Here is a 25,398-nt window from a genome sequence, read left to right as displayed (position 1 = left end):
ACATTGAGCGCCGCAGATGTCGCCGGTAACCGGCGCAGATTGTAAAGCAGCAAAAAGCTGCTTAGCGTCGGGAGCAACACTTTCGAGAGGCTCACTCATGTCGCGACGCTCCCCCTTTGAAATCGGTGGTTTTCATATCCCGCCGGGTACCCGGCGGACAGTAGATCTGCCGGTCAGCGTCCTGTCGGACCATACGCCGGTAAACATGTCTGCCCATGTGATCCACGGGCAGGAGGACGGCCCGACCCTGTTTGTTTCCGCAGCCATCCATGGCGACGAGGTGATCGGGGTGGAGATCGCGCGTCGTCTGCTGCGCAGCCGCCAGTTTGCACGGCTCAGCGGCACATTGATCGTGGTGCCGATCGTCAACACATTTGGCTTTCTCAACCACTCCCGCTACTTGCCGGACCGGCGCGATTTGAACCGCTGTTTTCCTGGTAGCGAGGGCGGCTCGCTTGCCAGCCGGTTGGCACATCTGTTTATGACGGAAATCGTCGGCCGGTCGGATCTCGGGATTGATCTGCATTCCGCGGCCATCCATCGCACCAACATGCCACAGATCCGGGTGTCGCCGAAACGCGAAGAGACGCTGGCCTATGCCGATGCTTTTGGCGCGCCGGTGGTGATCCGCTCCGGTTTGCGTGATGGCAGTTTGCGGCAAGAGGCGCAGAAGGTCGGCGTCGATATTCTGCTTTACGAAGCGGGGGAGGGGTTGCGCTTTGACGAGCAATCCGCCCGCGTCGGGGTGGCCGGCATTCTGCGTGTGATGCATGCGCTCGGCATGATCCCGGAGGACGGCGTGCCGCTGGCAGAGGTCGTGCCGGTGCGGGCCAACGATTCCGCCTGGGAACGGGCACCGGCAGGGGGGCTGCTGCGGGCCTATAAGACCACCGGCGAGATGGTGGAAGAGGGCGAGGTCCTGGGCATTGTCGCCGACCCCTTTGGCGAGGAAGAGGTGGAGTTGCTGGCCAGCCAGGCTGGTTTGATTATCGGGCGGGCGAACCTGCCCATCGTCAACGAGGGCGACGCGCTCTTTCACATTGCGCGCATGGTAAACGTCTCGGAAGCAGAAAGCCGCATCGAAAGCCTGAGCGCGCAACTTGAAGGGGCGACGATGTTCGATGAGGATGAAATCATCTGACCGGCCGCGAAAAGCGGCCTGAGCCGGAGATTTTGCCAAGTTTCCCTTGCTCTTCGCGCAGCTGACCTGTAGGGGAACCCATCGCTTAACGTGCTTCGCGAGTCGAAGGGCGTCGGGCGATTCTTTTTTTCGCATCTCAGGGTGCGGAATTCGACATAACCCACCAGACCCAAAGGTGACCCGTCATAAGGGGCCTTCTGGTGCCAAGGAAAGGAACGCAAGGCGATGAACGCCAAGGATCTGCGCGATAAAACCGTGGACGAGCTCCGCGATACGCTCGCAAACCTCAAAAAAGAGAGCTTCAACCTGCGCTTTCAACAAGCGACCGGTCAGTTGGAAAACACTGCAGGCATCAAGGCGGCCCGCCGCAATGCTGCCCGTGTGAAGACCATCCTGAACGAAAAAGCCGCAGCAGCGGCTGAATAAGGAGCGCCTCGAATGCCCAAACGTATCCTGTCTGGCGTCGTGACATCCGACGCAAATGCTCAGACCGTCACCGTGTCCGTGGAGCGTCGCTTCACACACCCGGTTCTGAAGAAAACCATCCGTAAGTCCAAGAAATACCGGGCTCACGATGAACAGAACGCTTTCAAGGTCGGCGACGCTGTCCGTATCATCGAATGCGCGCCGAAATCGAAAACGAAACGCTGGGAAGTTCTGGAAGCCTAAGAGTCTCGCACCCCGAGACTCCTGGCGACTTGACTTCACAGTTTAGTCGAAACCCTGGGGGAGTACGCCACGCATCGGCGCCCCAAAGGTCGGGAGAAACCACATGATCCAGATGCAAACCAATCTGGATGTAGCTGACAACTCCGGCGCACGCCGAGTTCAGTGCATCAAGGTTCTGGGTGGCTCCAAGCGTAAGTACGCATCCGTGGGCGACATCATTGTCGTCTCGGTTAAGGAAGCCATCCCGCGCGGTCGCGTTAAAAAAGGGGACGTCCGCAAGGCCGTCGTCGTTCGCACCGCCAAAGAAGTCCGTCGTGATGACGGCACCGCCATCCGTTTTGACCGCAACGCAGCTGTTATTCTGAACAACAGCGGCGAGCCGGTCGGCACGCGGATCTTCGGCCCGGTTGTTCGCGAACTTCGCGCGAAGAACTTCATGAAGATCATCTCGCTGGCTCCGGAGGTGCTCTGACCATGGCTGCTAAACTGCGCAAAGGCGACAAGGTCGTCGTGCTGGCTGGCAAGGACAAGGGCGAGCAGGGGACCATCTCTTCTGTTGACCCGAAAGCCGGTAAAGCTGTTGTAGACGGCGTCAACATGGCGATCCGTCACACCCGTCAATCCCAGACCGCCCAGGGCGGCCGCCTGCCCAAGGCACAGCCGATCGACCTGTCGAACCTGGCTCTGCTGGACGCAAACGGCAAAGCGACCCGTGTTGGCTTCCGTGAGGAAGACGGTAAGAAAGTCCGCTTCGCCAAAACCACCGGGGAGACTGTCTGATGCTTGACGATGCAACCTACACCCCGCGCCTGAAGGCTGCTTACAAGGACACCATTCGTGCGTCCCTGAAAGAGGAATTCGGTTACAAGAACGAGATGATGATCCCCAAGCTGGAGAAAATCGTTCTCAACATCGGTTGCGGCCGTGCTGCCGTCAAAGACAGCAAAAAAGCGAAATCGGCTCAGGAAGACCTGACCAAAATCGCGGGCCAAAAAGCGCTGACCACCATTGCGAAGAACTCTATCGCTGGCTTCCGCGTTCGCGAAGGCATGCCGATGGGTGCAAAGGTGACCCTACGTGGCGACCGGATGTATGAATTCCTCGACCGCCTGATCACCATCGCGATGCCCCGGATCCGCGACTTCCGCGGCGTTCCCGGCACCTCTTTTGACGGTCGTGGCAACTACGCCATGGGCCTGAAAGAGCACATCGTGTTCCCGGAAATCGATTTTGATAAAATCGATGAAGCCTGGGGCATGGACATCGTAATTGCCACCAACGCTAAAACCGACGCTGAAGCGAAGGCACTGTTGAAAGCTTTCAACATGCCCTTCAACAGCTGAGCGCGGGAAGGAAGAGACCATGGCTAAAAAAGCAATGATCGAACGCGAGAAGAAGCGCGAGCGCCTGGTGGCAAAATACGCCGCAAAGCGTGCCGAGCTCAAAGAGATCGCGAATGACGAAACCCTGCCGATGGAAGAGCGTTTCAAAGCGCGTCTGAAACTGGCAAAGCTGCCGCGGAATTCCTCGGCAACGCGTCTGCACAATCGCTGCCAGCTGACTGGCCGTCCTCACGCTTACTATCGTAAGCTGAAGGTCAGCCGGATTGCACTGCGGGAACTGGGCTCGAACGGCCAGATCCCCGGTATGGTGAAATCGAGCTGGTAAGGGAGAGACAGATATGAACGATCCTATCGGCGATATGCTCACCCGTATCCGTAACTCTCAACTGCGCGGTAAATCCACCGTCCACAGCCCAGCTTCCAAGCTGCGCGCGTGGGTTCTGGATGTCCTGCAGGACGAGGGCTACATTCGCGGCTATGAGAAAACGACTGACGAACGCGGCCATCCGGCGCTGGAAATCAGCCTGAAGTACTACGAAGGCGAACCTGTCATTCGCGAAGTGAAGCGGGTCTCCAAACCCGGTCGTCGCGTTTACATGGGCGTCAATGACATCCCGTCGGTCCGTCAGGGCCTGGGTGTGTCGATTGTCTCCACCCCCAAGGGTGTGATGTCGGACGCAAACGCACGCGCAGCCAACGTTGGCGGCGAAGTGCTCTGCACCGTCTTCTAAGGAGGCCTAGCACAATGTCACGTATTGGTAAAAAACCGGTCGATCTGCCCAGCGGCGTTACCGCGAGCATGTCCGGTCAGACCATCGAAGTGAAGGGCCCGAAAGGGACCCAGAGCTTTACTGCAACAGACGACGTTACCCTCACGATCGAGGACAACCTGATCAAAGTTGAGCCGCGTGGATCTTCCAAGCGCGCGCGCCAGCAGTGGGGCATGTCCCGCACCATGGTTGCCAACCTGGTTCAGGGTGTGACCCAGGGTTTCAAGAAAGAGCTTGAAATCCAGGGTGTGGGTTACCGGGCGCAGGTACAGGGCAACACCCTGAAACTGAACCTCGGCTATTCCCATGACGTCGACTTCGTTGCTCCGGAAGGTGTCACTGTCACCGCTCCGAAGCAGACCGAAATCGTTGTGGAAGGTGCAGACGCGCAAGCGGTTGGCGAAGTTGCGGCGAAAATCCGCGATTGGCGCCGTCCCGAGCCCTACAAAGGCAAAGGCATCCGTTACAAAGGCGAGTTCATCTTCCGCAAGGAAGGCAAGAAGAAGTAAGGACGACAACAATGGCAAACAGCAAACGTACCCTGTTTCTGAAGCGCCGCTTGCGCGTCCGGAACAAGCTTCGCAAGGTGAACGCAGGCCGTCTGCGTCTCTCCGTGCACCGCTCGAACAAGAACATCTCTGTTCAGGTGATCGACGACGTCAAAGGTGTAACTCTGGCCGCAGCCTCGACCCTGGAAAAGGATCTTGGGTTCTTCGGCAAGAACAACATCGAAGCGGCAACCAAAGTGGGTTCCGTGATCGCAGAGCGCGCGAAAGCCGCTGGCGTGACCGAAGCCTATTTCGATCGCGGCGGCTTCCTGTACCACGGCAAAGTGAAGGCTCTGGCCGACGCTGCGCGTGAAGGTGGTCTGAAGATCTAAATCATTCGGGCGTCCCTTGTTCGGGGCGCCCGTCAGATTTCGAGAGTGGGTGCCCTTTGGGCAGCCCCGATGATCCGGGAGAGCGGGCCTAATCGTCTCTCACCAGGATTGGAAAATTTGACGGGTCGGTTCGTCCAGCTCGTCACTCTGTAAAAGGAATGCCTCATGGCAGAACGTGATAACCGTCGTGGCAACCGCCGCGATCGTGAAGAAACACCGGAATTTGCAGATCGTCTGGTCGCAATCAATCGCGTGTCCAAGACCGTCAAGGGTGGTAAGCGCTTTGGCTTCGCCGCACTCGTCGTTGTGGGTGACCAGAAGGGCCGCGTCGGTTTCGGCAAGGGCAAGGCCAAAGAGGTCCCCGAGGCGATCCGCAAGGCAACCGAGCAGGCCAAGCGTCAGATGATCCGTGTTGCACTGAAAGAGGGCCGCACGTTGCATCACGACATGTATGGTCGTCACGGTGCCGGCAAGGTCGTCATGCGCACCGCGCCTGAAGGGACCGGGATCATCGCAGGTGGTCCGATGCGTGCCGTATTCGAGATGCTGGGCATCAAGGACGTGGTTTCCAAGTCCGTTGGTTCGCAGAACCCCTACAACATGATCCGCGCCACCATCGACGGCCTGAAGAAAGAGCAAAGCCCCCGTGCCGTTGCTCAGCGTCGTGGTAAGAAAGTTGCGGATATCCTGCCGAAGCGGGACGAGGCTCCGGCCGCGTCGACGCAAGTCGCAGAAGAAGCGTAAGGAGATCGTTCCATGGCTAAAACTATCGTCGTGAAACAGATCGGTTCGCCGATCCGTCGCCCCGCCGAACAGCGCGCAACCCTGATCGGTCTGGGTCTGAACAAGATGCACAAGACTCGCGAACTGGAGGATACCCCCTCCGTGCGCGGTATGGTCAACAAGATCCCGCATCTGGTCGAAATCGTCGAAGAGCGCGGCTAAGCCTCTTTCACGGTCCGACTGACTGACAGAAACGCCCTCGCAGACATGCGAGGGCGTTTTTTTGTGCAGAATCGGGCGCGGTGCGCAAATTAACCAAAATTAGGTTAACCTTACTGACCTTTTCTATGCTGCAGCTGCATAACGGGTCTAACGAACCGTCAGTTGTTACCGCCAACACCTGGCCTTATCTTCCAAGGTGTCAAGAGAAGCTCACAAAGACACCAGGAGCCGCGGAAAACCGTCCCGGCTAGGAAAGGACCAACACAATGGCACATGCACTGAACACAAATTTCGCGACTTCCTCGCTCGTCTCCCGCCTGCGCGGCATGGCTGACCAGACCCGCAATTCCTGGGATCTGTACAAGGAATACAAACGCACCTTCAACGAACTGAATGCCCTCACGGATCGCGACCTTGCCGATATCGGCGTGCGCCGCTGTGATGTCGACGACCTGGCGCGCACGCACGTTTACGGCGCATAAGCGCACGTTCCGAACCACGCGCAGGGTCCTTCCTCCTCCCTCGGGTCCCCGCACGTAGAGAAAAACGCTTCCACCATTGTGGAGGCGTTTTTTTATGTCCTGAGCGGTGATGGAGCGTTCTGAAGCGGGCGCGGTTGCCAGTACAGAATCCCGATGCAAACACCCAACCCGATATTCATGGCCAGATAGATCAGCACGGTTTCCGGGCTGAGAATGGCAAAAGGCCCGACAACCACCGCCGCCCTCGGTAGCCAGCGGCTGACCGTGGCCAGTTTGCCTTGAAGCGGGATCAGGAACGACAGGCTGAGCGTCAGCAGCAGTCCACAGTTGAATTTGATCTGGGTGATCGTTGTTTCAAAGGTGATATTCGCCAGGCTGGGTACATTGCCGCGTTCCGCGCCGTTGGCCATGGCCAGAATAAAGTTGTTTTCGACAAAGTCGAACCCTGCGGTCGCCAGCACTGCAATGATCGCCAACTGCCCGGCGGCGCGGCGCTCCGGGACGCAGTGGACCATCGCAAAGACCAACAAGACATATGAGAAAATATAAAGTGTATCAATTGGATAGAGCATCCGAAGCACGGGGGCGGCGCGGGCGAGATTGTCGCCATAGGCCTGCGGCGTGCCAAAGCGCAGCAGGGATTCGAAATCCTGATACCCGACGCCGTTCAGGATCGTGAGTGAGAGCATAGTAACGACAAATCCAGCCCCGGCGAGTGCCGCGAGGGCAGCCTGTCTGAAGGTTTGGTCCTGGGTCATGAGAGTCTCCGTTTTTAATCAGTTCCAATGATGAACTTAGAAAGACATTGCATAGTCAGTTCATTTAGGCAACTTACTCTTGTCATGAAGAAACAAGATTTTTCCGGCTGGCAATGTTCGGTGGCGCGAACGGCCGATCTGATCGGAGATTGGTGGACGCCGCTTGTCCTGCGGGACGCGTCGCGTGGGGTGCAGACGTTCGATGGGTTTTGTGACAGCCTCGGCATCAGTCGCAACACGCTGACTCAACGGCTCAACCGGCTGGTCGCCGAGGGGCTGATGCAGCGCGAGGCCTATAATGATCGACCAAAACGCTATCGGTATCTGCTGACCGAGAAGGGCATGGACTTTGTGCCCGTTCTTTTGTCGATGGCGGCCTGGGGGGACAAATGGTTGTTCGACAATGCGCCACCGTTTCGGCTCCGCCACAAAAGCTGCGGGGCGGAGCTGCGCAGTGTTGTGACCTGTGCGTGCTGCGGCGAGGAGGTCGTGGCGGCGGATTTGGAGCCTGTCGGGACACAGGAGTGCCTGCCGACCTACCCTGAACCGAAGGGCTGAGCCGCCTCCACCTGGAGCTGGCCCGCCTCGTTGCCCCGGTCCGCGCGCCAGGACCCGATTGGTTCTGTTGAGATGGCATCGTGTTCGGCGAGTCGCGCCGGTCGCGACGACAAGCCACAGCTGCGGAGGACCGTTCTTCTGCGGCAGGAGTTTCGCCATGGCGCACGAGAGGGACAGCCTTTGCCGGGCCAATGAGGCCCGCAAAGCACGCAACGTAAAAGGCGACTGCACCAGAAGGAACCCGGGGGGCAGCGGCTGACAAAAGTGAAACCTTGATCCTGCCCCTTATCCCGTCTATACGCCCCCGGTGGCCTTAGGCGCCGCAGAATCAAAACCAAAAAACGCCGTGTCTGACCCTCTTCGCTTCATGGGGTCACTTCCGGCTCTAGGAGAAGCGAAATGAAACTCAACGAACTGCGCGACAACCCAGGCGCAACCCCGAAACGCACACGCGTTGGCCGTGGCCCCGGCTCCGGCAAGGGCAAAATGGGTGGCCGTGGTATCAAAGGTCAAAAATCCCGTTCCGGCGTGGCCATCAAAGGCTACGAAGGCGGCCAGATGCCCCTCTACCAGCGTCTTCCGAAGCGCGGCTTCAACAAGCCGAACGCCAAGAAATACGCGGTTGTGAACCTCGGCCTGATCCAGAAATTCATCGACGCGGGCAAGCTCGACGCCGGCTCCATCACCGAAGGCAGCCTGGTGGCGTCCGGAGTGGTCCGTCGCAAGCTGGACGGCATCCGTGTGCTGGCCAAAGGGGACTTCACCGCCAAGGCGAACATCGCCGTGACCGGTGCGTCCAAGACTGCCGTTGAGGCAGTTGCAAAGGCAGGCGGCGCCCTGACCGTGGCAACGACTGAGGCCGCAGCTGAGTAACGGCTTGTGAGCGGCGCGTAAGCCGCTTACACAAGTCATCAGTTTTCCCATACGCCGCCCGAGCCGGAAAACGGTTCCGGGCGGCGTTTTCGCAAAAAGAGACCTATTTCATGGTATCAGCAGCAGAACAAATGGCGGCGAACACAAGCTGGGCGGCGCTCGGCAAAGCCACGGATCTGCGCAATCGCATCCTGTTCACGATCGGACTTTTGATGGTCTATCGCTTGGGCACCTGGATTCCCGTCCCGGGAATCGACACGGATGCGCTGCGCCAGTTCATGGAGTCCGCAGGACAAGGCATCGGCGGCATGGTGTCGATGTTTACCGGGGGCGCCCTGGGCCGAATGGGCATCTTTGCCCTTGGCATCATGCCCTATATCTCCGCCTCTATCATCGTGCAGTTGCTGACCTCCATGGTGCCTGCGCTCGAACAACTCAAGAAAGAGGGCGAGCAGGGCCGCAAGAAGATCAACCAGTACACCCGCTACGGCACGGTGCTTCTGGCGACGGCCCAGTCCTATGGTCTTGCTGCCTCGCTTGAGGCGGGCGACCTGGCGCTGGATGCGGGGCTTTATTTCCGGCTGTCCTGCATGATCACCCTGGTCGGGGGCACCATGTTCCTGATGTGGCTGGGTGAGCAGATCACCAACCGGGGCATCGGCAACGGCATTTCCCTGATCATCTTCGTCGGCATCATTGCCGAGGTCCCTGCCGCGATCGCGCAATTCTTTGCCTCTGGCCGGTCCGGCGCGATTTCCCCTGCGATCATCATTGCGGTGATCGTGATGGTGGTGGCCGTGATCATGTTTGTGGTCTTCATGGAGCGGGCGCTGCGCAAGATCCACATCCAGTATCCGCGCCGTCAGGTCGGCATGAAGGTCTATGACGGGGGCTCCAGCCACTTGCCTGTCAAGGTCAACCCGGCCGGCGTGATCCCGGCGATCTTCGCCTCCTCGCTGTTGCTGTTGCCGACGACCATCTCCACCTTTAGCCAGGGTTCCGCGTCGAGCCCGGTGATGAGCTGGCTGCTGGCGAATTTTGGCCCCGGACAACCGCTCTACCTGTTGTTTTTCTTGGCGATGATCGTGTTCTTTGCCTACTTCTACACCTTCAACGTGTCGTTCAAACCGGATGACGTGGCACAGAACCTGAAGAACCAGAACGGCTTTGTGCCCGGTATCCGCCCTGGCAAGAAGACAGCGGAATACATCGAATATGTTGTGAACCGTATCCTGGTTCTGGGCTCTGGCTACCTCGCACTGGTCTGCTTGCTGCCAGAGATCCTGCGCGCCAATTTTGCGATCCCGGTTTATTTCGGCGGCACCTCGGTGCTGATCGTGGTCTCGGTGACCATGGATACGATCCAGCAGGTTCAGAGCCATCTGCTCGCGCATCAGTACGAAGGGCTGATTGAGAAGAGCCAATTGCGCGGCCGCAACAAAAAACGCACGAAACGGGGGCCTGCGCGTCGATGACCAACATCATTCTCATAGGCCCGCCCGGTGCGGGCAAGGGGACGCAGGCGCGTCATCTGGTGGAAACCCGCAAGATGGTGCAGCTGTCCACCGGTGACATGCTGCGCGATGCCCAGGCGTCTGGCTCTGAAATGGGCAAGAAAGTTGCGGCGATCATGGCCGAAGGCAAGCTGGTCACCGACCAGATCGTCATCGGTCTGATCCGTGAAAAGCTGCAGGAAGGATCCGAAGGCGGGTTCATCTTTGATGGCTTCCCGCGCACCCTGCCGCAGGCCGACGCCCTTGCCAAACTGCTGACCGAGATGGGTCTGAAACTGGACGCCGTGATCGAGATGCAGGTGGATGACGAGGCATTGGTGGCCCGCATCACGGGCCGCTCGACCTGTGCTGATTGTGGCGAGGTCTACCACGACGAGACCAAACCCTGGCCCGCCGATGGCAAATGCATCAATTGCGGTGGCACCACCGCAAAGCGCCGTCCGGACGATAATGAGGAGAGCCTCAAAACCCGTCTGATGGAGTATTACAAAAAGACCTCGCCGCTGATCGGCTACTACTGGGCCAAGGGCGATTTGCAGCGCCTTGATGGGCTGGCGTCGATTGACGAGGTGAAGAAATCCATCTCCTGGATGCTGGGGTCCTGATCCTCCCGCGCCATGGGGCAGGGGACTGCGCCATGGTGGTACGCCGACCCCAGTGGCAAGTCTGATTTGGAATGCAAAAAATGGGTCGCCCGATGGGGCGACCTTTGCGTTTTTCGGCCTTTGATTCGACCTGCATGTCGTCCAGGCGCGGACCCCCCTTGACGCCCCCCTTCACAGACCGTATTGACCAACATCCCTGCTGGGAATCATTCCAGGCGGGCAATTTTTGTTGTCCACCTGACCACCTCGATACATGCTGGACCTTTCGCGCGTTGCGCTGATGGTTGAGTGTTGTGAAAAAAGGTTCTGGAGTTACGGAACCGCAACCAAAAGGAAAGTGACACGTGGCACGTATTGCCGGCGTTAACATCCCGACTTCCAAACGGGTTCCAATCGCCCTCACCTATATCACGGGCATCGGCCCTTCCTCTGCCAAAGCGATCTGCGCGGCTGTGAACATCGACGAAACCCGTCGTGTGAACGAGCTGTCCGATGCCGAGGTTCTGGCCATCCGTGAGCACATCGACGCCACCTTCACCGTTGAAGGCGACCTGCGTCGTGAAGTGCAGATGAACATCAAGCGCCTGATGGACCTGGGCTGCTACCGTGGCCTGCGCCACCGTCGCAACCTGCCTGTCCGCGGTCAGCGCACCCACACCAACGCTCGTACTCGCAAAGGCCCCGCAAAGGCCATTGCCGGTAAGAAGAAGTAAGGGAGGGTCCTGACAGATGGCACGCGATAAGACTCGTACAAAGAAAAAAGAGCGCAAGAACATCGCCTCCGGCGTTGCACATGTGAACTCTTCGTTCAACAACACCAAGATCCTGATCTCTGACGTTCAGGGGAATGCAATTTCCTGGTCCTCTGCTGGCACCATGGGCTTCAAGGGCTCTCGTAAGTCCACGCCTTATGCCGCGCAGATGGCTGCAGAAGATGCAGGCCGCAAGGCACAGGAACACGGCGTAAAGACCATTGAGGTCGAGGTTCAGGGTCCGGGTTCCGGTCGTGAATCGGCGCTGCGCGCCCTGGCTGCAATCGGCTTCAACATCACCAATATCCGTGATGTGACCCCGATCGCGCACAACGGCTGCCGCCCGCCGAAACGCCGCCGCGTCTAAGCGATTTTACCGCTTACTGGGGCCTTGCCGCGTGCAGGGCCCCAGTATGTCATTGAAACCTCGGGCGTCTGATCCTTTGGACATGGGGTTCAGACAGGAATGGAGGGAACGCATGATCCATAAGAATTGGGCTGAGTTGATCAAGCCCACACAGCTTGAGGTCAAGCCGGGCAATGATCCGGCGCGTCAGGCAACACTCGTTGCAGAACCGCTGGAGCGTGGCTTTGGCCTGACGCTTGGCAATGCTCTGCGTCGTATTCTGATGAGCTCGCTGCAGGGCGCAGCCATCAGCAGCGTCCAGATCGACAACGTGCTGCACGAGTTTTCGAGCGTGGCCGGTGTGCGTGAAGACGTCACCGATATCATCTTGAACCTCAAGCAGGTTTCCCTGCGCATGGAAGTCGAAGGGCCAAAGCGCCTGTCGGTGAATGCAAAGGGTCCGGCAGTCGTGACCGCCGGTGACATCGCTGAAACGGCCGGGATCGAGGTTCTGAACCGCGAACACGTGATCTGCCACCTCGACGATGGTGCCGATCTGTTCATGGAACTGACTGTGAATACCGGCAAGGGCTATGTCTCTGCCGACAAGAACAAACCAGAGGATGCACCGATTGGTCTGATTCCGATTGATGCGATCTATTCTCCGGTCAAGCGCGTCTCCTACGATGTGCAGCCCACCCGTGAGGGCCAGGTGCTGGACTATGACAAGCTGACACTGAAGGTGGAAACCGACGGTTCGATCACGCCCGAGGATGCATTGGCTTTTGCTGCCCGCATTCTTCAGGACCAGCTTTCGATCTTCGTCAACTTCGACGAGCCCGAAGCCGCTGGCCGCCAGGACGAGGACGACGGTCTGGAGTTCAACCCGCTTCTGCTCAAGAAAGTGGACGAGCTGGAACTCTCTGTCCGTTCGGCAAACTGCCTGAAGAACGACAACATCGTCTACATCGGGGATCTGATCCAGAAAACCGAAGCAGAGATGCTGCGCACGCCGAACTTTGGCCGCAAGTCCTTGAACGAGATCAAGGAAGTGCTGTCTGGCATGGGTCTGCACCTTGGCATGGACGTCGAGGACTGGCCGCCGGACAACATCGAAGAGCTGGCCAAGAAATTCGAAGACAGCTTCTGATCGCTGAGCTTCGAACGGGGAGGGCGCAAGTCCTCCCCAAAAAATTCCCGGGGTTTGCCGGGGTCAAGACGGGCACATGCCCCAAGGTGAGCGGCCGACACGCATCAGCCGCCTGACAAAGCAAAACACGCAAGATAAGGATTTAGAAAATGCGTCACGCACGTGGTTATCGCCGCCTGAACCGTACTCACGAGCACCGTAAGGCCCTGTTCTCCAACATGGCTGGCTCGCTGATCGAACACGAACAGATCAAGACCACCCTGCCCAAGGCAAAAGAACTGCGCCCGATCATCGAAAAGATGATCACCCTGGCAAAGCGCGGCGACGTTCACGCCCGCCGTCAGGCCGCGTCCAAGCTGAAGCAGGACAAGGACGTTGCAAAACTGTTCGACATCCTCGGCCCGCGCTACAAGGATCGTCAGGGCGGTTACGTTCGCATCCTGAAAGCCGGCTTCCGGTATGGCGACATGGCGCCGATGGCAATCATCGAATTCGTTGATCGCGATCTCTCTGCCAAAGGTGCAGCCGACAAGGCCCGCCTGGTGGAAGTTGAATCCGCCGACGAAGAATAAAACTGCCGGTCATTGGACCGTCGGACCTGACCCCGCTCTGGCAACAGGGCGGGGTTTTTTCGTTGGGCTGTCGCGACTTGGCCCGCCTGCCGACGGGGGGAAGGTTTTTTGATTTTGGTCTCCTGGTCCTTTGCGCCATACTGACAGCAGATTTCAGTATGTAACGTTGTTGGGGCCGGGGGGATCACGGATGTCCAAAGAGTTTTCAAAAATCCAAGAAGATTACAAAAAATGCGCCGCTGATCTGAAACAGACCACCAAGGCGGAAGCGGAAAAGACCAAGAAATCCATGGCGCAGGCCCTGGAGAAATGTTGGGACGCCGAGGATAATCTGCGCGAAGCGATCGCCACGGCGCGCGAGCAAGGCATGACCTCCAAGAAACTGGCAGATGCGATCAAGGACAAGGGCGTCAAGTCGAGCCTGTCGGTCTGGCAAAAAGCGGTCGTCGCGCAAAAGGCCCAGCTGGATGCGATGCTCGCCCTGGTGGCCAAGGCGCAATCGCTGGTGCCGACGCTGGCAAAGCTGGAGTCCTCGGCCGAGAAAATCAGCAAGTCAGCAGGTAAGGGATCGCCCGACAAAAAAGAGATCGACGCCTTTCTGGCCGATGTCAAGAAACAGCAATCCGAGCTGAAAACCGTGATGGGTTACGCTGGCAAGATGAAACCAGGTGACAAATTCTATGCGGTGCAATCAAAGAAGATCCTGGAAAAACTGTTGTCAGATGACAAGGCGTCCGCATCCGAGGCGGATTTGCCAAAATTGCTTGAAGAAAAGCAGCTCAAGCGGAGCGCGGCGCGGGTGACGTCGCTGTCTGGGGCCATTGAGGCAGCCCATAAGAAAGGTGTCTCTATCGCCGCCGAGGATGCAAAATCGGCGCAGACACAGCTAAAGGTCGGATTGTTGAAGTTGAAGGAGCTTGCCAAACTTGTGGGTGATTACAAGCGCGCCCGCAAGAAATGCGAAAAAGACATCAAAGCCAACCCTGACAGCAAAAAACTGATCGCCGTGCTGGATCACTTTGACAAATCTCTGGCCGCGGGCACGGCTCAGATGAAGGAGCTGGGCGCTCAGGTCAAGAAGACGGCTGCCGCCTGACCCGCAAATGATACCGCAACCGGCCTGTGTCGTGACGGGCGGGTCAAAAAACGGGAGGGTGGCTAGTCGGCCACCTTCTTCACAAATTTGCTCTTGAGGCCCATGGGGCCGACGCCGGGCACCTTGCAATCAATGTCGTGATCGCCGTCCACCAGACGAATGCCGCGCACTTTGGTGCCGACTTTGACCACGCTGGAGGTGCCTTTGATCTTGAGATCCTTGATCACCGTCACCGTATCCCCATCCTGCAACGGGTTGCCAACACTGTCGCGCACGACGGCGTCGTCGTCGGTGTCGGCGGACCATTCATGGCCGCATTCCGGGCACATCAAAAGCGCGTCTACCTCGTAAGCAAAGGGCGATGAACACTCGGGGCAGGGGGGCAGGCTGTCGGTCATGGCGGGCTTCTTTTCGGGTAAAAACGCTGGGGCGCTTGGGTCTGTTGGGGCACGGGGCGAATGCCCGGGCGTCGATGCCGCCCCCGCCCGGGCTCAGGCCTTGAGCGGCTCTCTAGACCTCGAGCGGATCGTCGAGATACATGCGCCAATTGTGCTCCGGGGCAAACCCCAAAAGCTCTTCGGCCTTGCGAATGGAATAGAAGGTTTCCCGTTCTCCCATTTCGGCCGCGGGCACGCCTTTGTAATAGCGATCAATGATCTGCTTTGTGGTCAGATTGACCGAATGATCCTTGTTGGCGACGTTGAAGATCTGGAACCCCAGTCCATTTGTCTGCAGGCACCGCTCCACCATCTGGCCCAGGTCGCGGGCGTCGATATAGGCAAAGATGTTGCGCCGCCGCAGGTCAGGGTCGGACATATAGGCGGGGAAGTTTGCCTTGTACTCGTGCGGCTCAATGACATTGTTGATCCGCAGGCCATAGATGTCGGCCCCGGTGCGCCGCTGGAAACACTGCGCGGTGACCTCATTTGCGACTTTGGACATGGCGTAGCTGTCTTCGGGTACAACCGGGTGCGCCTCATCCAGGGGCAGATAGTCTGGCCGCCGTTCGCCACCGGCAAAACAGACGCCATAAGTGGTTTCGGAGGAGGCAAAAATCACCTTGGTCACACCCGCCTTCAGCGCCGCGTCAATGACGTTATAGGTGCCGATTGTATTGATCCGGTAACATTCGTTGTCGGATTTCATCAGCAACCGGGGCACGGCGGCAAAGTGAACAACCGCGTCAAAGCGGGGGGGCGACCGGTGATCCTCCATCTCGTCATAGCCGGCCCAGGCATGCATCACGTCATGCATTTGTCCGGCATCGGTCATATCCGCGATCCGGTTGTCCACGCCAGGCAGGTCCAGGGGCGTCAGATCGACATTGACCACCCGGTGCCCCTGCGCCAGCAGATAGGCAATCGCGTGTCGTCCGGCCTTGCCGGATCCGCCAGTAAACAGAATACGCATGGGGGTCTCCTCCGTGGATGTGTTTGACCGGACAATAGCGGCAAGGTCTCCGAGGTCCAGCATGGACATTGTGATTGTCGGCTGCGCGCCCTATCACAGGACGACCGATGCCGCCCTATTCTCCGACCCGAGGACACCAAGATGGCTTTGCCCAGCTCCAGACCTGCGCTTTCGTTGTTCGACCTCCAGGGGTTGCTGTTTGGGGTGCTGATGTGCAGCCTTGGCCTCGTCTTTCTGAAATCAGCGGGGCTGGTCACCGGGCAGACTGCTGGGATGGCGTTGTTGCTGTCCTACGTGCTGCCCGTGGATTTTGGTGTGCTCTTCTTCGGGATCGGGGTGCCGTTCCTGGTTCTGGCCTGGATCAAACGCGGTCCGGCCTTTGCGCTGCGCACTGTGGCGGTGGTCGTGGGGATCTCGGCCGGGGCGCAAACCCTGCCGCAGTATGTGGCCTTCGATCTGTTGCATCCGGCAGCGGCGGCGCTGCTGGGCGGGCTATGCAACGGGGCCGGTTTGATCGCGATCTTTCGTCACAACGCCTCGGCCGGTGGCATGACGATTGTGGGCATCATCATCGAACAGCGCACCGGGTTCAAGGCGGGCTGGTTTCAACTGCTTGTTGATGCGGCGGTTTTCGCCGCTGCGGCGCTGGTTCTGACACCGGCCCAGCTGATCTATTCGTTCATGGGGGCGCTGGTGACCAATTTGATTATCGTCTGGAATTTCGATGTCGCCCAAAGCGGTACAGGTCGACCGGGGTATGGGCGTGGTGCAGCGATGCCGAAAGCAACGTCGCCGGACGCACGCACGGGCCGCCCCAGGGGGTAAGCCCGCGATAGGACCCGGAACAAGAGCCGTACAATAGGGTCTCGACAGAGGCCCGAATCTCCGCTAGCGTTTCGCGCATGACCCAACAGTTTGCCCAGTTCTGGTATTACTTTTATCCGCGCCACATGGCGGACGGAGGGTCTTCGCGTTTCTGAATAAAATACCAGAAGCATTAGAATACCGCACCAAACCGCCCCGGGACCAGGGCGGTTTTTTTGTATCCGGCCAAGTCTGACAGGGGCACCCCGCCAAAGGAACCAAGCCCATGACGACCCCGACAAATGACCTCCGGATTACCAATATGCAGGAATTGATCTGCCCAGAAGCCCTTGCGGTGAAGCATCCGCTGACCAGCGATGCCCGCGAGACCGTTTTGAATTCTCGCGCCAACATTCAGAAAATCCTGCAAGGGGCGGACGACCGGCTGATTGTCGTGGTCGGCCCCTGTTCCGTGCATGATCCAGAGGCTGCGATAGACTACGCCCGTCGCCTCGCGCCGCTGAAGGCTGAGCTGGGAGGGCAGTTGGAAATCGTGATGCGGGTCTATTTCGAAAAGCCGCGTACTATTGCGGGGTGGAAGGGGCTGATCAACGATCCGGACCTGGATGGGTCTTTTCGCATCAACAAGGGGCTGTCGGTGGCCCGCAAGCTGTGTCTGGAGCTGAACGAAATGGGGCTTCCCGTCGGGACCGAATTCCTGGATGCCTCGGTGCCGCAATACATCGCTGATCTGGTCAGCTGGGCGGCCATTGGCGCGCGGACCACCGAAAGCCAAATTCACCGCGAGATGGCCTCCGGGCTGAGCTGTCCTGTCGGGTTCAAAAACGGCACCCGCGGCAATGTGCAGATCGCGATTGATGCGGTGCGTTCAGCGGCGACGCCGCATCATTTCATGGCGCTCGCCCCATCTGGGCTTGCGGCGATTGCGGCAACGGCGGGCAACCCGGATTGCCATATCATTCTGCGTGGCGGCGGCGGCACCAACTATGATGCGGCCAGTGTCGACAGCGCCTGTAAAACGGCGGAGGCAGACGGGGTTCGCGGCCAGGTCATGATTGATGCCAGCCATGCCAATTCTGAAAAAAATCCAGCCAAACAAGGCGTTGTACTGGAAGATGTCGCGGGCCAGATGGCCGCCGGTGAGGGGCGCATCACCGGCGTGATGATCGAAAGCCATCTGGTTCACGGACGTCAGGACCTGCCCAAGGACGGTGATCTGAGCAAACTCACCTATGGCCAATCGGTGACCGACGGCTGTATGGGCTGGGACAAAACCGAGGCCGAACTGCGGAAGCTGGCCGAAGCGGTCGAACACCGGCGCAGACAGAACACGCGCCTTGCGGGGTGAGCGGAACCATGGGCGACATCCGGGGGCGGCAGCTGCCGCCTCCGGTCGCTGTGCCGGTCAACAGCAGGACGGCGGGGCACCATGACTTGCAATCCTCCGGGCGTCTCCGCATATGGTTGGGGCATGGCAAAACCTACCGGAGGCTCCCAATTGCGTCGCATCCTCACCCGTCCGCTGACCTTTGTGCTTCTTGCTGGTCTTTTTGTGACCGGACCGCAGATCGGTCAGGCCGAAACGCAGATACCGCAAAGCCAGTCGGAGATCTCTTTGGGGTTTGCGCCTCTGGTCAAGGAGGCGGCGCCTGCGGTTGTGAATATTTACGCCAGGATCATTCGGCAAGATCGCAACCGCAGCCCCTTTGCAAACGACCCTTTCTTTGACGATTTCTTTCGCCAGTTTGCCCAGCCGCAGCCCAGGGTGCAGAACTCGCTCGGATCCGGTGTGATCCTGTCGGCGGATGGTATCGTGGTGTCCAACTATCACGTGGTCGGAGAGGCGTCTGACATCCGCGTCGTAACCAACGACCGGCGCGAATACGCGGCCGAGGTCATCCTGGCCGATGAGGCTTCTGACCTGGCGATTCTGCAATTGCACAACGCGGATGACTTGCCCTTTCTTGAGCTGCGCAACAGCGATGCGGTCGAAGTGGGCGAGTTGACGCTGGCCATCGGCAACCCCTTTGGGGTCGGGCAAACCGTGTCCTCGGGCATCATCTCGGGATTGGCGCGCACGGGGACCGGCGGCGGGCAGGGGTTTGGCTATTACATCCAGACCGATGCGCCGATTAACCCGGGCAATTCCGGCGGGGCCTTGATTGACGTCAACGGTGACCTGATCGGCATCAATACCCGCATCCTCAGCCGGTCGGGCGGCTCCAACGGGATCGGCTTTGCGATCCCGGCCAATCTGGTGCGTGAATTTGTTCGTCAGGCGCAGGACGGCGCAACGGAGTTTCAGCGGCCCTGGGCGGGCATGACCGGCCAGCCGGTTGATGCGGATCTGGCCGAAGCGCTGGGGATGGCGCGGGTTGACGGCATGCTGATTTCTGAATTGCATCCGCAAAGCCCCTTTGTCGCGGCGGGTTTCGAGGTGGGGGACGTGGTCACTGCGGTCGATGGCGAGCCGGTGAATTCCCCCTCAGAGATGGCATTTCGCCTCTCCGTTGCCGGGCTGGGCGGGCAGAGCGAGATCACCCGGCTGCGGCAGGGCGCATCGGCTACCGTGCAGGTGGCGCTGAGCGAAGCCCCGGATGAGCCGGCCTCGGCACCCATTCAGCTGAACGAACAGACCCCGATGCCTGGGCTTGTGGTGGCGCAGATCAATCCCCGGGTGATCAACAGGCTGCAATTGCCGCTGTCGGCAACCGGTGTCGTGGTGCTCGATCCCGGCCCCTATGCGGGCAGAGGTGGAGTGCAGTCGGGAGATATTGTGATGGGCGTGAACGGGCAGCCCGTCGCCGCGCCGCAGGATGTGCCGCGCCTGCTGTTGGAAAGCGGTCGCTGGATGCAGCTGGATCTGCTTCGCCAGGGGAAGCGCGTCGCCCTGCGCTTCCGGCTGTAGGTCGGGATGGCGGATCTTTTTGACAGCGGGGATGCGGGCGCCCAGAGCGGTGAGGCTGGGGCCGGCGCAGCCCCGCGCCCGCTCGCGGATCGGTTGCGGCCCCGGACCCTGGCGGAGGTGATCGGACAGGCGCAGGTGCTGGGGCCAGAGGCACCGCTGGGGGTCATGCTGTCCTCTGGCAGCCTGTCGTCACTGATCTTCTGGGGTCCGCCGGGTGTGGGGAAAACCACCATCGCGCGGCTCTTGGCGCAGGAGACGGATCTGCATTTCGTCCAGATCTCGGCCATTTTCACCGGCGTGCCGGACCTGAAGAGAGTTTTCGAAGGCGCGCGCATTCGCCGCCAGAACGGTCAGGGCACCCTGTTGTTCGTCGATGAGATCCACAGGTTCAACAAGGCACAGCAGGACGGGTTCCTGCCGCATATGGAAGATGGCACCATCCTGCTGGTCGGCGCCACCACGGAGAACCCGAGTTTCGAGCTGAACGCGGCCTTGCTTTCGCGCAGTCAGGTGCTGGTGCTGGAACGGCTGAGCCTTACGGATCTGGAACGTCTGACCCAACGCGCCGAACAGGCGCTGGAGCGGGCCCTGCCACTGCTGCCTGAGGCGCGCGATGCGCTGCATCAGATGGCGGATGGGGATGGCCGTGCCTTGTTGAATCTGATCGAGCAGGTCAGCGCCTGGACCGTAAAACAGCCCTTGAGCCGGGAGGCGCTGGCAACGCGGCTGATGCGCCGCGCTGCGAAATACGACAAATCCGGCGATGAACATTACAACCTGATCTCTGCCCTGCACAAATCGGTCCGCGGGTCGGACCCGGATGCCGCACTTTACTGGTTCGCGCGGATGCTGGAAGGCGGCGAAGACCCGCGCTATCTGGCGCGGCGATTGACCCGGATGGCGGTCGAGGACATCGCCTTGGCCGACCCGCAGGCGCAGGCGGTCTGCTTGCAGGCCTGGGAAACCTACGAGCGGCTTGGCAGTCCCGAGGGCGAGCTGGCGCTGGCGCAGGCGGTGATCTATCTTGCGCTCGCGCCCAAAACCAACGCGGGCTACATGGCCTATAAGGCTGCCCGCAGGCTCGCCAAGGAAACCGGCTCCATGCCGCCGCCGAAACATATCCTCAACGCGCCGACCAAACTGATGGAAGAGCAGGGATATGGCACTGGCTACAATTACGATCACGATGCCGAGGATGGGTTTTCGGGCCAGAACTACTTTCCTGACGGGATCAAACGTCCGGTGCTGTATCAACCGGTGGAGCGTGGGTTCGAACGGGACCTGCGCAAGCGGGTGGAGTTCTTTGCCAAAAAACGCATCCAGCGGCAGGGGGGCGACTAGGGCGCCTGCGTGACGACGCCCGGGATCAGGGACCGGCACGGCCAGACTTGATCCGCTGACCTGCGTGCGGCGCATCCCGGCCATGGGCCAGCAAAACTTGACATCTGCGCGTGCGCGCGCGATGGACGCCTGCATGTTGATATCCGTATTGAATGTGGCGCTGGGTGGCGCGTTTGGGGCCAGTTGCCGGTACCTGATGGGGCTGGGGCTGATGCGCCTCTTCGGGCCGACGCCGTTCCCCATCGCGATCCTGAGCGTGAACGTCCTCGGCTCTGCCTTGATGGGAGGCTTTGTTGTGCTGGCAGCGCACAAGGGGCTGACCCATCTGTCGCCTTTGGTGATGACCGGCATGCTGGGCGGATTCACGACATTTTCGGCCTTCTCACTGGAGGCTGTCACCTTGATCGAGCGCGGGGCCCTGGGCCATGCTGCGCTCTATATTGGCCTTTCCGTAGGCCTGTCCATTGCAGCCCTTGCCCTTGGCATGATGGCGGCCAGAGGAGTGCTGACATGAGCGGCGTGCAGATGATCACCGTCACCGAAGACGACGGCGGCCAGCGGATCGACCGCTGGTTGCGTCGGCTGTTTCCCCACGTCAATCAGGGCCGCATCGAAAAGATGTGCCGCAAGGGCGAGCTGCGGGTCGACGGCGGCCGGGTCAAGGCCTCCAGCCGGGTCGAGGCGGGTCAGGTGGTGCGTGTGCCCCCCTTGGCCGCGTCGGATCTGAAACCGGCGGAGCCGCGGGTGGTGCAGGTCTCTGACGCCGATGCGAAGATGATCCGCGATTGCGTGATCTACCGCGATGACGATGTGCTGGCGATCAACAAACCCGCAGGGCTCGCGGTGCAGGGCGGCTCCGGCACCGTCAAACACGTGGATGGCCTTGCCGAAGCGCTGCGGTTCGATGCCGAAGAGAAACCCCGGCTGGTGCACCGTCTGGACAAGGACACCTCGGGTGTTCTGGTTCTGGCCCGCACCCGGCGCGCCGCGCAGGGGCTGACGACGGCGTTCCGGCACAAGAACACGCGCAAGATCTATTGGGCACTGGTGGCCGGCGTGCCGACGCCATACCTGGGCGAAATCAAGACCGGCCTGGTCAAAGCACCCGGTCATGGCAAGTCCGGCGAGGGCGAAAAGATGATCCCGGTGGACCCGCGGGAGATCGATTCCACCCCGGGGGCCAAGCGTGCGCATACCTATTACGCGACGCTCTATCGGGTCGCGAGCCGGGCAAGCTGGATCGCGATGGAACCGGTGACCGGGCGCACTCACCAGCTGCGCGCGCATATGGCGGGCATGGGGCATCCGATTGTCGGGGACGGCAAATATGGCGGTTCCGGTCAGGAAAACCTGGGTGATGGCTGGGGCGCGCAGATGGGTGGTCTGATCTCGAAAAAACTGCACCTGCACGCGCGGCGGCTGCAATTTGAACACCCGATCACCGGCAAGACGATTTCTGTGACGGCAACGCTTCCGGATCACATGAAGGACAGCTGGGATACGCTCGGCTGGACCGAAGATCTGGCCGCCGATGATCCGTTCGAGAGCCTGTTTTGACAGCAGGGCGCGGTGTCGAACCTGCCACGGGACCTTTGCGGCTGATTCTGTTCGATGTGGACGGGACGCTGGTCGACAGTCAGGGCACGATTGTGCGCTGCATGACACAGGCCTTTGTCGCACAGGACCTGCCACCGCCGCTGCCTGCGGCGGTGCGCGCCATTATCGGTCTGTCGTTGCCGCAGGCGCTGGCGCAGTTGGCGCCGGATGTGCCGGGGGTGACACAGGCCGCACTGGTGGAGGGCTACAAGCGCGCCTACCAATCCGAGCGCTTGCGCGAGGGGGCGGCTCACTCGCCGCTGTTTCCGGGCGCACGCACGGTACTTGAGGCCCTGCATGCGGTGCCGGAATACATTCTCGGCGTGGCCACAGGCAAATCGCAGCGTGGACTGGACGCGCTGATCGAAGCGCATGACCTGCGCATGTTCGTGACCCGGCAGGTGGCAGATCATCACCCCTCAAAGCCGCATCCCTCGATGGTGCTGACCGCAATGGCGGAAACCGGCATTCCGCCTGCCGATACGGTGATGATCGGCGACACCAGTTTCGATATGGAAATGGGCCGCGCGGCCGGGGTCAAAACCATTGCAGTCGATTGGGGCTATCACCCGGCAGACCAGTTGCAGGCCGACCACCGCTTGTCGGATTTTTCGGCGCTGCCGGGGGTATTGCAACGGATCTGGCCGCAGGTGGCTGCCCAGACTGCCGACGGAGTGAGAAGGAAGGACACGACAGATGAGTGAATGGAAACAGAAACGATTCTGGAAAGCTGTGAGCGTCGAGCCGGAAGAGGCGGGATTTGCCATCGCGCTGGACGGGCGGCGGGTGAAAACCCCGGCCAAGACGCCGTTGATTGTGCCAACAAGCGCCCTTGCTGATGCCATTGCTGCAGAGTGGGATGCGCAGCAGGATCTGGTGGATCCGCGCGCGATGCCGCATACGCGGTCCGCGAACTCCGCCCTGGACAAGGTCACGCCGCAATTTGACGAAGTGGCTGATCTGATTGCGGATTACGGCGACAGCGACCTGTTGTGCTATCGCGCAGAAAGCCCGGAAGGGCTGGTGGCGCGTCAGACCGAATCTTGGGGGGCGGCGCTGGATTGGGCGGCAACGACGCTGGAGGTGCGGCTATTGCCCCGAACCGGATTGCTGCATGCGCCGCAGGATGCCACCGCCCTGCAGCGGTTGCGTGCCCGCGTGCATGCGATGTCTCCCTTCCAGCTGGCGGCCTTTCACGACCTTGTCGGGCTGACCGGGTCCCTGGTGCTTGGATTCGCCGCAACCCACAACTGGCGCAGCCTGGAAGAGATTTGGACAATCTCCCGCATTGACGAGCATTGGCAGGCGGAGCTTTGGGGCGCGGATGAGGAAGCTCAGGCGCATGAAGCCCTTAAACGGCAGGCATTTTTGCACGCCGCGGCCTTTTACGCATTGGTCTGAGACACGGCCCGGGGGGCGGTCAATCCAAGGCCCCCGGAGGCCCGGGGCAGGGCGGTGACGCCGAGAAAAGCCCAAATTGAACAACGGCGCCAGATTGCGGTGCCGGATGGTCTATTCGTGCCCGTCCGCGGGGCGGAGGTGACGCTTAAAAAATGTCGGTTGTCGCCATCCAAAGTCGAAAAGCCCATTGAATACGGTGATCGGACCCTTGACGTTTGTTGATGAATTCGCCCAAACTTGACCTCGAAAACGGGGCGAACCCCGTTTCACTCAGCTTGGGCCGTGACGGCGCAAGCGACAAAGAACCACCGTATCCAGGTGGGTAGTCAGGAAGAGGTAAAAATGAACAACTCCGTATTCTTTGGTGCGCTGACCGTGGCCGGTCTCGCCGCCGGTGCCGCAGCTGCCGGCACATTGGACGACGTGAAGGCCCGTGATAAGCTGAACTGCGGCGTCACCACCGGTCTCGTCGGGTTTGCCGCGCCGAATGCAAACGGCGAATGGGAAGGCTTTGACGTTGCGATCTGCCGCGCTGTTGCAGCCGCCGTTCTGGGCGATCCGACCAAGGTCGAATTCGTCCCCACCACCGGCAAAACACGCTTCACCGCTCTGGCCTCCGGCGAGATCGACCTGCTGGCGCGTAACACCACTTGGACCTTCTCGCGCGATGTCGACCTGAAATTCGAATTCGTCGGCGTGAACTACTACGACGGTCAGGGCTTCATGGTTCCCAAGGAACTGGGTGTGTCCTCCGCGAAAGAGCTGGATGGCGCCACTGTCTGCATCCAGACCGGTACCACCACCGAGCTGAACCTGGCGGACTTCTTCCGCTCCAACAACATCAGCTACGAGCCGGTTCCGATCGAAACCAACGCCGAAGCACAGCAGCAGTACCTCGCGGGTGCATGTGACGTTTACACCACCGACGCATCTGGCCTCGCGGCAACGCGTGCCACATTTGACGATCCGACAGCCCACGCGGTTCTGCCGGAAATCATCTCCAAAGAGCCGCTCGGCCCGCTGGTCCGTCACGGCGACAGCGAATGGGGCGATGTTGCGCGCTGGACTCTGAACGCACTGATCGCGGCAGAAGAACTGGGTGTGACCTCCGCCAATCTCTCCGAGATGGCGTCTGGCACCGGCAACCCGGAGATCAACCGTCTGCTCGGCACCGAGGGCAACCTGGGCGAGATGCTCGGCCTCGAAGCTGACTGGGCGCTGAAAGCTCTGTCCGTTGGCGGCAACTACGGTGAAGTCTTTGCCAAGAACATCGGCGAAGACACTCCGATCGGCCTTGCGCGCGGTCTGAACGCTCAGTGGACAAACGGCGGCCTGCTCTACGCTCCCCCGTTCCGCTAAGTTAGCGAACCGGATAGGGCGCGGGATGATCCCGCGCCCTTTTTCCAAGATAAAAACGAACTTCTGTGGCCAAACACAGAGCGAGGCAAACCTCGCCGGGATGT

The 25,398-nt window shown here is 60.1% G+C and carries 34 protein-coding genes; 31 read left to right on the top strand and 3 right to left on the bottom strand.

The annotated features are described in order from the left end of the window. The first annotated feature begins 97 nt into the window (after nucleotides 1-97). From TRIHO_RS15045 to TRIHO_RS14985, 13 genes are all read left to right on the top strand, one after another. On the top strand, nucleotides 98-1,141 hold the full coding sequence (locus TRIHO_RS15045) for a succinylglutamate desuccinylase/aspartoacylase family protein (protein WP_068245403.1): 1,044 nt from the start codon (nucleotides 98-100) through the stop codon (nucleotides 1,139-1,141). A gap of 225 nt (nucleotides 1,142-1,366) precedes the next feature. Continuing rightward, on the top strand, nucleotides 1,367-1,567 hold the full coding sequence (gene rpmC / locus TRIHO_RS15040; RefSeq protein ID WP_068245400.1) for a 50S ribosomal protein L29: 201 nt from the start codon (nucleotides 1,367-1,369) through the stop codon (nucleotides 1,565-1,567). A gap of 12 nt (nucleotides 1,568-1,579) precedes the next feature. Beyond that, complete coding sequence (gene rpsQ, locus TRIHO_RS15035) at nucleotides 1,580-1,810, top strand: 30S ribosomal protein S17 (RefSeq protein WP_068245398.1); 231 nt, start codon at nucleotides 1,580-1,582, stop codon at nucleotides 1,808-1,810. 103 nt (nucleotides 1,811-1,913) lie between these two features. Then, complete coding sequence (gene rplN / locus TRIHO_RS15030; RefSeq protein ID WP_068245396.1) at nucleotides 1,914-2,282, top strand: 50S ribosomal protein L14; 369 nt, start codon at nucleotides 1,914-1,916, stop codon at nucleotides 2,280-2,282. Between the two features lie 2 nt (nucleotides 2,283-2,284). After that, nucleotides 2,285-2,590, top strand: coding sequence for a 50S ribosomal protein L24 (rplX, locus tag TRIHO_RS15025; RefSeq protein WP_068245393.1), 306 nt, complete (start codon nucleotides 2,285-2,287; stop codon nucleotides 2,588-2,590). Beyond that, nucleotides 2,590-3,153, top strand: a complete 564-nt coding sequence (rplE, locus tag TRIHO_RS15020) for a 50S ribosomal protein L5 (RefSeq protein ID WP_068245389.1) — start codon at nucleotides 2,590-2,592, stop codon at nucleotides 3,151-3,153. Before rplX ends, rplE begins: the two co-directional genes overlap by 1 nt. 19 nt (nucleotides 3,154-3,172) lie before the next feature. Next, on the top strand, nucleotides 3,173-3,478 hold the full coding sequence (gene rpsN, locus TRIHO_RS15015) for a 30S ribosomal protein S14 (RefSeq protein WP_068245386.1): 306 nt from the start codon (nucleotides 3,173-3,175) through the stop codon (nucleotides 3,476-3,478). 13 nt (nucleotides 3,479-3,491) lie between these two features. Beyond that, entirely contained in the window at nucleotides 3,492-3,884 is a 393-nt protein-coding gene (gene rpsH / locus TRIHO_RS15010) for a 30S ribosomal protein S8 (RefSeq protein ID WP_068245383.1), read from the top strand. A gap of 14 nt (nucleotides 3,885-3,898) precedes the next feature. Beyond that, complete coding sequence (gene rplF, locus TRIHO_RS15005) at nucleotides 3,899-4,432, top strand: 50S ribosomal protein L6 (RefSeq protein WP_068245380.1); 534 nt, start codon at nucleotides 3,899-3,901, stop codon at nucleotides 4,430-4,432. Nucleotides 4,433-4,443: 11 nt separating this feature from the next. Next, a complete protein-coding gene (gene rplR / locus TRIHO_RS15000; RefSeq protein ID WP_068245377.1) occupies nucleotides 4,444-4,803 on the top strand; it encodes a 50S ribosomal protein L18 in 360 nt (119 codons plus the stop codon). Between the two features lie 165 nt (nucleotides 4,804-4,968). Further along, nucleotides 4,969-5,547, top strand: a complete 579-nt coding sequence (rpsE, locus tag TRIHO_RS14995) for a 30S ribosomal protein S5 (protein WP_068245374.1) — start codon at nucleotides 4,969-4,971, stop codon at nucleotides 5,545-5,547. 12 nt (nucleotides 5,548-5,559) lie between these two features. Beyond that, complete coding sequence (rpmD, locus tag TRIHO_RS14990) at nucleotides 5,560-5,748, top strand: 50S ribosomal protein L30 (RefSeq protein WP_068245372.1); 189 nt, start codon at nucleotides 5,560-5,562, stop codon at nucleotides 5,746-5,748. 266 nt (nucleotides 5,749-6,014) lie between these two features. Continuing rightward, on the top strand, nucleotides 6,015-6,230 hold the full coding sequence (locus tag TRIHO_RS14985) for a DUF1127 domain-containing protein (protein ID WP_068245369.1): 216 nt from the start codon (nucleotides 6,015-6,017) through the stop codon (nucleotides 6,228-6,230). Between the two features lie 92 nt (nucleotides 6,231-6,322). On the opposite strand, the gene TRIHO_RS14980 is transcribed toward TRIHO_RS14985, so the two are convergent. Further along, complete coding sequence (locus tag TRIHO_RS14980) at nucleotides 6,323-6,988, bottom strand: hypothetical protein (RefSeq protein ID WP_068245367.1); 666 nt, start codon at nucleotides 6,986-6,988, stop codon at nucleotides 6,323-6,325. Between the two features lie 84 nt (nucleotides 6,989-7,072). Here TRIHO_RS14980 and TRIHO_RS14975 point away from each other — a divergent pair, with 84 nt between their 5' ends. The 9 genes from TRIHO_RS14975 (at nucleotide 7,073) to TRIHO_RS14935 (ending at nucleotide 14,454) form a co-directional block, all read left to right on the top strand. Then, a complete protein-coding gene (locus TRIHO_RS14975; RefSeq protein WP_068245364.1) occupies nucleotides 7,073-7,546 on the top strand; it encodes a winged helix-turn-helix transcriptional regulator in 474 nt (157 codons plus the stop codon). Between the two features lie 399 nt (nucleotides 7,547-7,945). Then, nucleotides 7,946-8,419 (top strand): 50S ribosomal protein L15, encoded by a 474-nt coding sequence (gene rplO, locus TRIHO_RS14970; protein WP_068245362.1) that lies wholly within the window; start codon nucleotides 7,946-7,948, stop codon nucleotides 8,417-8,419. 110 nt (nucleotides 8,420-8,529) lie between these two features. Further along, nucleotides 8,530-9,894: a preprotein translocase subunit SecY gene (gene secY, locus TRIHO_RS14965; protein WP_068245359.1), complete on the top strand. Its 1,365-nt coding sequence runs from the start codon at nucleotides 8,530-8,532 to the stop codon at nucleotides 9,892-9,894. Next, complete coding sequence (locus TRIHO_RS14960) at nucleotides 9,891-10,538, top strand: adenylate kinase (RefSeq protein ID WP_068245356.1); 648 nt, start codon at nucleotides 9,891-9,893, stop codon at nucleotides 10,536-10,538. Before secY ends, TRIHO_RS14960 begins: the two co-directional genes overlap by 4 nt. Nucleotides 10,539-10,882: 344 nt before the next feature. Next, entirely contained in the window at nucleotides 10,883-11,251 is a 369-nt protein-coding gene (gene rpsM, locus TRIHO_RS14955) for a 30S ribosomal protein S13 (protein ID WP_068245353.1), read from the top strand. A 16-nt stretch (nucleotides 11,252-11,267) separates the two neighbouring features. Continuing rightward, on the top strand, nucleotides 11,268-11,657 hold the full coding sequence (gene rpsK / locus TRIHO_RS14950; protein WP_068245350.1) for a 30S ribosomal protein S11: 390 nt from the start codon (nucleotides 11,268-11,270) through the stop codon (nucleotides 11,655-11,657). A gap of 112 nt (nucleotides 11,658-11,769) precedes the next feature. Continuing rightward, entirely contained in the window at nucleotides 11,770-12,786 is a 1,017-nt protein-coding gene (locus tag TRIHO_RS14945; protein ID WP_068245442.1) for a DNA-directed RNA polymerase subunit alpha, read from the top strand. 149 nt (nucleotides 12,787-12,935) lie between these two features. After that, the gene (gene rplQ / locus TRIHO_RS14940; protein ID WP_068245348.1) at nucleotides 12,936-13,358 is read left to right on the top strand and encodes a 50S ribosomal protein L17; all 423 of its coding nucleotides are present in this window, start codon (nucleotides 12,936-12,938) and stop codon (nucleotides 13,356-13,358) included. Between the two features lie 190 nt (nucleotides 13,359-13,548). Then, nucleotides 13,549-14,454, top strand: a complete 906-nt coding sequence (locus tag TRIHO_RS14935) for a hypothetical protein (protein WP_068245344.1) — start codon at nucleotides 13,549-13,551, stop codon at nucleotides 14,452-14,454. 62 nt (nucleotides 14,455-14,516) lie between these two features. Here the strand turns inward: TRIHO_RS14935 and TRIHO_RS14930 are convergent, their stop codons facing one another. Continuing rightward, on the bottom strand, nucleotides 14,517-14,852 hold the full coding sequence (locus TRIHO_RS14930; protein ID WP_068245342.1) for a zinc ribbon domain-containing protein YjdM: 336 nt from the start codon (nucleotides 14,850-14,852) through the stop codon (nucleotides 14,517-14,519). Between the two features lie 112 nt (nucleotides 14,853-14,964). Further along, entirely contained in the window at nucleotides 14,965-15,864 is a 900-nt protein-coding gene (locus TRIHO_RS14925) for an NAD-dependent epimerase/dehydratase family protein (RefSeq protein WP_068245339.1), read from the bottom strand. A gap of 141 nt (nucleotides 15,865-16,005) precedes the next feature. On the opposite strand from TRIHO_RS14925, the gene TRIHO_RS14920 reads away from it, so the two are divergent. The 9 genes from TRIHO_RS14920 (at nucleotide 16,006) to TRIHO_RS14880 (ending at nucleotide 25,294) form a co-directional block, all read left to right on the top strand. Further along, entirely contained in the window at nucleotides 16,006-16,689 is a 684-nt protein-coding gene (locus tag TRIHO_RS14920; protein WP_068245335.1) for a YitT family protein, read from the top strand. A gap of 265 nt (nucleotides 16,690-16,954) precedes the next feature. Then, nucleotides 16,955-18,037: a 3-deoxy-7-phosphoheptulonate synthase gene (locus TRIHO_RS14915; RefSeq protein WP_068245332.1), complete on the top strand. Its 1,083-nt coding sequence runs from the start codon at nucleotides 16,955-16,957 to the stop codon at nucleotides 18,035-18,037. Nucleotides 18,038-18,160: 123 nt separating this feature from the next. Beyond that, nucleotides 18,161-19,597, top strand: a complete 1,437-nt coding sequence (locus TRIHO_RS14910; RefSeq protein ID WP_106406195.1) for a trypsin-like peptidase domain-containing protein — start codon at nucleotides 18,161-18,163, stop codon at nucleotides 19,595-19,597. Between the two features lie 6 nt (nucleotides 19,598-19,603). Further along, a complete protein-coding gene (locus TRIHO_RS14905) occupies nucleotides 19,604-20,938 on the top strand; it encodes a replication-associated recombination protein A (protein ID WP_068245326.1) in 1,335 nt (444 codons plus the stop codon). Between the two features lie 133 nt (nucleotides 20,939-21,071). Then, a complete protein-coding gene (gene crcB / locus TRIHO_RS14900) occupies nucleotides 21,072-21,452 on the top strand; it encodes a fluoride efflux transporter CrcB (protein ID WP_068245437.1) in 381 nt (126 codons plus the stop codon). After that, nucleotides 21,449-22,495: an RluA family pseudouridine synthase gene (locus TRIHO_RS14895; protein ID WP_068245323.1), complete on the top strand. Its 1,047-nt coding sequence runs from the start codon at nucleotides 21,449-21,451 to the stop codon at nucleotides 22,493-22,495. Before crcB ends, TRIHO_RS14895 begins: the two co-directional genes overlap by 4 nt. Next, the gene (locus TRIHO_RS14890; RefSeq protein ID WP_068245320.1) at nucleotides 22,492-23,238 is read left to right on the top strand and encodes an HAD-IA family hydrolase; all 747 of its coding nucleotides are present in this window, start codon (nucleotides 22,492-22,494) and stop codon (nucleotides 23,236-23,238) included. Before TRIHO_RS14895 ends, TRIHO_RS14890 begins: the two co-directional genes overlap by 4 nt. Then, nucleotides 23,231-23,935 (top strand): ATP12 family chaperone protein, encoded by a 705-nt coding sequence (locus TRIHO_RS14885; protein WP_068245317.1) that lies wholly within the window; start codon nucleotides 23,231-23,233, stop codon nucleotides 23,933-23,935. The genes TRIHO_RS14890 and TRIHO_RS14885 overlap by 8 nt, the downstream gene beginning before the upstream one ends. A gap of 342 nt (nucleotides 23,936-24,277) precedes the next feature. Further along, the gene (locus tag TRIHO_RS14880; RefSeq protein ID WP_068245314.1) at nucleotides 24,278-25,294 is read left to right on the top strand and encodes an amino acid ABC transporter substrate-binding protein; all 1,017 of its coding nucleotides are present in this window, start codon (nucleotides 24,278-24,280) and stop codon (nucleotides 25,292-25,294) included. The last annotated feature ends 104 nt before the right edge of the window (nucleotides 25,295-25,398 follow it).

This window comes from Tritonibacter horizontis, assembly GCF_001518015.1.
Classification (GTDB): domain Bacteria; phylum Pseudomonadota; class Alphaproteobacteria; order Rhodobacterales; family Rhodobacteraceae; genus Epibacterium; species Epibacterium horizontis.
This window is presented reverse-complemented; position numbering and strand designations above follow the sequence as displayed.